Below are 7,105 nucleotides of genomic sequence, written 5' to 3' on the forward strand. Positions count from 1 at the left end.
CGTCAGTCGATGAACTGCAGCCGCGCCAGTTCGGCGTAGAGGCCGTCCTGCGCCAGCAGTTGCGCGTGGGTGCCCTGGGCGACGATGCGCCCGCGGTCCATCACCACGATCCGGTCGGCCTTGAGGATCGTGGCGAGGCGGTGTGCGATCACCAGGGTGGTGCGCCCGTGCATGAGGTGTTCGAGTGCGGTCTGCACCGCGCGTTCGCTCTGCGCGTCGAGCGCGGAGGTGGCTTCGTCGAGCAGCAGGATCGGTGCGTCGCGCAGCAGCGCGCGCGCGATCGCGATGCGCTGCTGCTGTCCGCCAGACAGGCGGGCGCCGCGTTCGCCCAGCTGCTCGTCGTAGCCGTGGGGCAGGGCGGCGATGAACTCGTGCGCCTCGGCCGAGGCGGCCGCCGCCTCGATCGCCGCATCGTCGGCCTCGAGCCGGCCGTAGCGGATGTTCTCGCGCGCGCTGGCGGCAAAGATGTTCGGCTGCTGCGGCACCAGCGCGATCTCGCCGCGCAGCGCGGCGGGGTCGAGCGTGGCGATGTCCAGCCCGTCGACCAGGATCCGTCCCGACTGCGGGTCGTGGAAGCGCAGCAGCATCGCGAACACGGTGCTCTTGCCTGCACCCGACGGGCCCACCAGCGCCACCGTCTCGCCCGGTGCCACCTGCAGGCTGAAGCCTTCGAGCGCGGGCGCGTCGTCGCGGCCGGGATAGTGGAAGTGCACGTCGTCGAAGCGCAGTTCGCCGCACACCCGTGCCGGCAGCGGGGCCGGCTTCGCCGGTGCGGCGATCCCGGGCCGCTGCTCGAGCAGCTCGCTGATCCGGCCCATGCCGCCGGCGGCCTTCTGCAGCTCGTTCCAGACTTCGGCCAGCGCGCCCACCGAGCCGCCGCCGAACAGCGCGTACAGCACGAACTGGCCCAGCGTGCCGGCACTCATCTCGCCCCCGATCACGTCGTGCGCACCCGACCACAGCACCAGCACGATCGCGCCGAACACCAGAGAGATCGCGACCGCGGTCACCAGCGCCTGCAGGCCGATGCGGCGGCGCGCAGTGGCCACGGTCTGCGCCACCGCATCGCCGAAGCGGCCGCGCTCGTAGGGCTCGCGCGCATGGGCCTGCACGGTGCGGATCGCACCGAGGGTCTCGGCCGCGAGCATGTTGGCGTCCGCCACCCGGTCCTGGCTGGCGCGCGAGACGGTCTGCAGCCGCCGCCCGCCCACCACCAGCGGCAGCACGAACAGCGGGATGCCCACCAGCGTCCAGGCCGCCAGCGTCGGACTGGTCACCACCAGCATCACCACGCTGCCGAGCACCATCACCACGCTGCGCAGCGCGACCGAGATGGTCGAACCGACCACGCTGCGCAGCAGTTCGGTATCCGCGCTCAGGCGCGAGACCAGTTCGCCGCTGCGGCTGCGTTCGAAGAACGCCTGGTCGAGTCCCACCAGGTGGCCGTACAGGCGCGTGCGCAGGTCGGCGACCACGCGCTCGCCCAGCAGCGAGACGAAGAAGAAGCGCGCGGCGGTGGCGAACGCCAGCGCCAGCGAGACCAGCAGCAGCAGGGCGAAGGTGGCGTCGATGTTGCTGCCGCTGGTGAAGCCGCGGTCGATCACGTGCCGCACCGCCACCGGCAGGCTCAGGGTGGCGGCCGAAGAGGCGGCCAGCGACACCAGCCAGGCCGCGAACAGGCCGCGGTGCCGCAGCACGAATGGCCACAGCGTACGCAGCGAACCGATCGGGACCCTGGCGCCTTCGGGCGTGCCGTCGCCGGTGTCGCGGGCGCCGCCGCGCCGGGTTCGGGAAAACGCCATCAGTCCTGGTCTTCGAAACGTGCCCGGTTCCGGGTGGCGTCGCGCAGCCGGGTTTTCAAGGCGTCGAGGTGGTCGGCGGGCAGTTCCAGCGCGATCCGCGCCCCGTCGGCGTCGAAGGCTTCGTCCAGCTTGTGGGCCGAGAACGCCGGCAGCAGCTGGTGCAGGACCGCCACGTCGGCGAAGTCCAGCCGCACCCGCGCCCGCACGGTCTCGACCAGCGCTCGTCTCGGCGCCAGCCGCAGGCATTCGGCCGCGGCGCCGCCGTAGGCGCGCACCAGGCCGCCGGCGCCGAGCTTGATGCCGCCGAACCAGCGCGTGACCACCACCGCGATGCGGTCGAAGCCCTGGCCGTCGATCGCTGCCAGGATCGGGCGCCCGGCAGTGCCGGCCGGTTCGCCGTCGTCGCCGCTGCGGTACTCGTCGCCCAGGCGCCAGGCCCAGCAGTTGTGGCTGGCGTCGGCCAGCGACGCCTCGCCCAGGAACCGGGCCGCCTCGTCCACGGAGTCCACCGGGGCGGCCTGGGCCAGGAACCGGCTGTGCCTGATCTCGATCGCGTGGCGTGCCGGCGTTGCCAGCGTGTCCAGGCTCATCCCTCGAGCAGTGCGCGCAGGTCGTCGGGTACGGCCGTCTGCGGATGCCGGCGCACGAATTCGCGCAGGCTGGCGCGCGCGGCATCGACCTCCCCGGCGTCGCGCAGTTCGCGCACGCGCTGCAGCCAGGCCTCGCGCACGGCCGGAGAATCGGCCGACGCCGGCGGCCGGTCGTCCAGCGGCTGGTCGGCATGCGCGTCGACGGCGGACGGCGGACCCACCCGCGATCCGGTCACCACGATCTCGTCCAGGCGCTCGGCGGACGCGCGCGCGGCACGCTGCTGCTGCGTGAGCGGCCGCGGATCGGACTCCGCACGCTGCGCGGCGGCGGCCTGCGGTGGTGCGGGCACGAATCCCCGTTCCGCGGGCGCCGGGGCGGTCGGTGCAGGCGGCGGCGGGGGCGGCGGGATCCTGTCGAGCATCATGCCGGCGCCCGCCTCCTCGGCGGCCGCCGCAGCGGCCTGCCGGGCACGCCGTTCGCGTGCCGCCTGCTGGAACTCGGCCTGCTCGCGTTCGGCCTCGGCGGCAAGGGCATCGGTGGCTGCGGCCGCGGAGACGAGTTCGGCGCTGGCGTCGGGATCCGGCGTCGTCGCCGTCGGCGGCGGATCGGCGGCCGGCGCCACTTCGGTCGCGGCCTCGGTCGCGGGTTCGAGGTCGGATGAACTGTCCACGGGCGCTGCGGGCGCGCTCTCGGCGCGCCGTGCGCGGGGTTCGGACAGGATCGCCGCCGGCACCGGCGCGGACTCCGATGCCGTGGTGAGGACCTGCGTATCGGGCTGCGGCCTCAGTTGCCACGCCACCCCGACCGCCACCGCCAGCGAAGCGGCGATGCCCAGGCCCATCGGCCAGCCGCGCGGGCGGCGCCTCGGCGCCACCGGGCGGCGGCGCGCGTCCCCGCGCGCAGCGCCATCTTCGGCACGCGCAGCGGCCAGGATCGCCTGGTCCAGGGCGGGCGAGGGCGCGGCGTTCGCGTCCAGCTGCGCCAGGCGCCGGGCCAGCGCGCGCTCCTGCGCGTCCAGCGGGTCCGGTCCGTGCCTGCTCATGGCGCCATCTCCGGCCCCAGGCGGGATCGCAGCTTGTCCATCGCGTAGCGCAGGCGCGATTTCACCGTCTCGCGGCCGACTCCGGTCACCTCGCCGATTTCCTCCAGCGTCAGTTCCTGCTCCAGCCGCAGCGCGATCACCTCGCGCTGCTCGGGCGGCAGTTCGTCCAGCGCCAGCTGCAGCTGGCGGCGCTGTTCGAAGTCCGACAGCTGCCGCTCCGGCGTCTCCGGGTCCGGCATCCGCGCGGTGCGCTCGTCCGCGTCTGCCGGCGCCGGGGGGCGATGCTGCAGCGCGCGCCAATGGTCGGCCAGGCGGTTGTGCGCGATCCGGTACAGCCAGGTGGCGAAGGTCGCGTCCGGCGTCCAGCCCGCGCGCGCGGCGATCACCTTCTGCCACACGTCCTGGAACAGCTCGTCGGCCAGTGCGCCATCGCGCAGCTGGCGCACCAGGTAGCGGTACAGGCGCAGGCGGTGGCGTGCGTAGAGGATCTCGAACGCGGCCACGTCGCCGCCCGCCCAGGCCAGCATCAGGGTTTCGTCGGCGGGGTCCGGGGCGATGGCGGGGGCGGCCTCGTTCACCGGCAGCAGGGTAAGCCCTGCCCCGGACGGAGTGAAGCCGGAGCCGGCGGCGCGCCAGGGCGTGCTGTCGGCCGGCCAGCGGGCGATCGCGGTCGACATGTGGGCTCGAACGGTCGGCAGGCGCGAGTGGGGTTGCCGGTGCGGCCGCCTTCTCCCGTTATGCTTCCTCATTGGAGGTGTCGCACCCGTGAATGTCCCTGCCGTCGAGGCGAGCGCGCCCGGTCCCGAAGCGCATGCAGGGCTGGCGGAGCTGGCGACGCTGTTGGCGCGCACGCTGCCGGCAGGCGCCAGCGTGGCCGTGGGCTGGAGCGATCCGCTGCTGGGCCCCGGCCGTTCCCGCAGCGCCACCGCCACCGCCGCCCATGCTGCCGCCGTCGACACACTGCTCGCGGGTGAGTCCCCGGCCGCGGGTGCCACCGACATGCGCGACACATGGACGGTGGATGCCACCCGCGTCGCGCTGGTCGCGCAGCCCGGCCGCGCCTTGCCCGCGGCCCTGCGCAAGGGCTGGCTCACGCTGGCGCGCAGCACCATCGACGCCACCTTCGCCAGCGCCCGTGCGCAAACGCGGATCGAGGGGCTGCGCAAGTCCGAGCGGCTGCGCCAGGCGCTGTACGAGATCGCTGACCTGTCCGGCGCCAGCCTCGACATGCAGGAGATGCTGGCGCGCATCCACGCGATCGTCGGCACCCTGATGCCGGCCGAGAATTTCTACATCGTGCGCTACGACGACGTGCGCGAAACGGTGCGCTTCCTGTACTTCGTCGACGAGCGCGATCCCTGGCGTGCCGATCCGGACGAGGAGATCCCGCTGGCGGACATGCCCAACAGCCTGACCGTGGCGATGCTGCGCCACGGCCAGCCGATGCTCGGGCCGTCGGCGCAGATCCGCCGCTCGCTCGGTGTCGACAAGGATCCGGCGCACGGCCCCGACAGCGCCGACTGGCTGGGCGTGCCGATGCGCCGCGACGGTTACGTCAGCGGCGCGATCGTGGTCCAGAGCTACGACCGGCCGCAGCGCTACACCCACGAGGACCGCGCGCTGCTGGAATTCGTGGCCCAGCACATCCTCACCGCGCTCGACCGCAAGAGCGCGCAGGAAGACCTGGAACGCCGGGTGGACGAACGCACGCGCGAACTGCAGCACGCCAACTGGGTGCTGGAGGCGGAGATCGTCGAGCGCGAGCGTGCCGAACGCCTGCAGCGCGCCCTGTTCCGCATCAGCGAGCTGTCGATCACCGCCGGCAGCATCGAGCGCTTCTACGCCGAGGTCCACGGCGTGATCGACGAATTGCTGGACGCCCGCAACTTCTACATCGCACTGCTCAGCGACGACGGCATCCGGCTCGAGTTCCCGTACTCGGTGGACGAGCGCGACCCGGTGCGGCGCCCGCGCCGGCTCGGCCGCGGGCTCACCGAGTATGTGATCCGCACCGGCCAGGCACTGCTGGTGGACCGCTACGGCATGGCGCAGCTGGAGAACGCGGGCCAGATGCGCGGCCACGGTTCGCTCGCGCACTGCTGGCTGGGCGTGCCGCTGTCGCGCGAAGGCACGCCGATCGGCGTGATCGCGGTGCAGAGCTACAGCGCCGACATCGGTTTCACGCCGTCAGACCAGGAACTGCTGACCTTCGTCGGCCACCACGTCGACGGCGCACTGGCGCGCAAGCGCGCGCAGGAATCGCTCAAGGCCACGCATGCGGAACTCGAGTTCCGGGTCGAGGCGCGCACGCGCGAGCTGGAGCAGGCCAACCGCGAACTGCGCGCGCAGATCGGCGAACGCGTGCGTGCGCAGCAGCGCCTGACCCACCAGGCGCGCCACGACCACCTCACCGGCCTGCCCAACCGCGTATTCCTGCTCGACCGCCTCGACAGCATGATGCTGCAGATGTACGAGCCCGGGCGACTGCCGTTCGCGGTGCTGTTCCTCGACCTGGATCGCTTCAAGCTGATCAACGATTCGATGGGTCACGCGGCGGGCGACGCGATGCTGATCGAGGTCGGCCGCCGCATCCGCGGCGCGATCGCGATGGAGGACATGGTCGCGCGGCTGGGCGGCGACGAGTTCGCGATCGTGCTCGAATCGGTCGACGATGCCGACGCGGCCGAGGCCACGGCGACGCGGATCCTCAAGAAACTCGGCCGCTCGATGTGGGTGGCCGGCCGCGAACTGTTCCCCTCTGCCAGCATCGGCATCGCGCTGTGGCAGCCGCGCTACCGCCACGCCGACGAACTCCTGCGCGACGCCGACGCGGCCATGTACCGCGCCAAGGCGCGCGGACGCGACCGCAGCGAGCGTTTCGACGAGGAGATGCGCGCCGAGGCGATGCGGCTACTCGACCTCGAGGCCGACCTGCGCCGCGCGATCCAGCGCGAGGCCTTCGAGCCGCATTTCCAGCCGATCGTGCGCCTGTCCGACGGCGTCGTGGTTGGACACGAGGCGCTGCTGCGCTGGAAGCACGAACTGCACGGCGCGCTGCCGCCGTCGGAGTTCCTGCGCGTGTGCGAGGACAGCGGCCTGATCGAACAGGTCGACTGGCTGCTGTACCAGCGCGTGGTGGCGTGGATGGGACGGCACCCGGAAGGCTACGTGTCGATCAACGTCTCGCCCCGGCACTTCCATGCCGACGATTTCGCCGAGCGGCTGCTGCGCATCATCGGCGAGTCGCGGGTGGACCCGCACCGGCTGCGGATCGAGATCACGGAAGGCGCCCTGCTCGACGACGCCCCACGCGCCGCGCGCATCCTGGGCACGCTGCGGGCCGAGGGCGTGCTCGCGCTGCTCGACGACTTCGGTACCGGCTTCTCGGCGCTGTCGTACCTGCACCGGTTCCCGATCCAGGCGCTGAAGATCGACCAGAGCTTCATCGCCGGCCTGTCCGGCGAGACCCATGCCGAGAGCCTGGCGCTGGTGCGCGCCATCCTCGCCCTGGCCGTCACCCTCGGCATCGACACCATCGGCGAGGGGGTCGAAACCGAACACCAGCGCCAGCTGCTGACCGAGCTCGGCTGCGCCTACGGCCAGGGATACCTGTTCGGACGTCCTGCGCCGCCGAAGGAAGCGCGCGGCAAGGCCGCGCGCAGTCCCGCCC

The 7,105-nt window shown here is 72.7% G+C and carries 5 protein-coding genes; 1 reads left to right on the plus strand and 4 read right to left on the minus strand.

Going from position 1 to position 7,105, the window contains the following annotated elements; translation table 11 throughout:
* Positions 1–2: 2 nt before the first annotated feature.
* Genes QFW81_RS12770 through QFW81_RS12785 form a run of 4 tightly spaced genes read right to left on the minus strand, consistent with a single transcriptional unit; the run spans position 3 to position 4,112 of the window.
* Positions 3–1,802, minus strand: coding sequence for an ABC transporter transmembrane domain-containing protein (locus tag QFW81_RS12770; protein ID WP_280579251.1), 1,800 nt, complete (start codon positions 1,800–1,802; stop codon positions 3–5).
* On the minus strand, positions 1,802–2,392 hold the full coding sequence (locus QFW81_RS12775) for an IMPACT family protein (RefSeq protein WP_280579252.1): 591 nt from the start codon (positions 2,390–2,392) through the stop codon (positions 1,802–1,804). The genes QFW81_RS12770 and QFW81_RS12775 overlap by 1 nt, the downstream gene beginning before the upstream one ends.
* Positions 2,389–3,435 (minus strand): hypothetical protein, encoded by a 1,047-nt coding sequence (locus QFW81_RS12780; RefSeq protein WP_280579253.1) that lies wholly within the window; start codon positions 3,433–3,435, stop codon positions 2,389–2,391. Before QFW81_RS12780 ends, QFW81_RS12775 begins: the two co-directional genes overlap by 4 nt.
* Complete coding sequence (locus tag QFW81_RS12785; protein ID WP_280579254.1) at positions 3,432–4,112, minus strand: RNA polymerase sigma factor; 681 nt, start codon at positions 4,110–4,112, stop codon at positions 3,432–3,434. Before QFW81_RS12785 ends, QFW81_RS12780 begins: the two co-directional genes overlap by 4 nt.
* Before the next feature lie 88 nt (positions 4,113–4,200).
* Here QFW81_RS12785 and QFW81_RS12790 point away from each other — a divergent pair.
* Positions 4,201–7,105 (plus strand): EAL domain-containing protein (locus QFW81_RS12790; protein WP_280579255.1); only part of this gene is annotated, 2,905 nt, incomplete at its 3' end.

It is taken from the genome of Luteimonas kalidii (assembly GCF_029887935.1).
Taxonomy (GTDB): domain Bacteria; phylum Pseudomonadota; class Gammaproteobacteria; order Xanthomonadales; family Xanthomonadaceae; genus Luteimonas; species Luteimonas kalidii.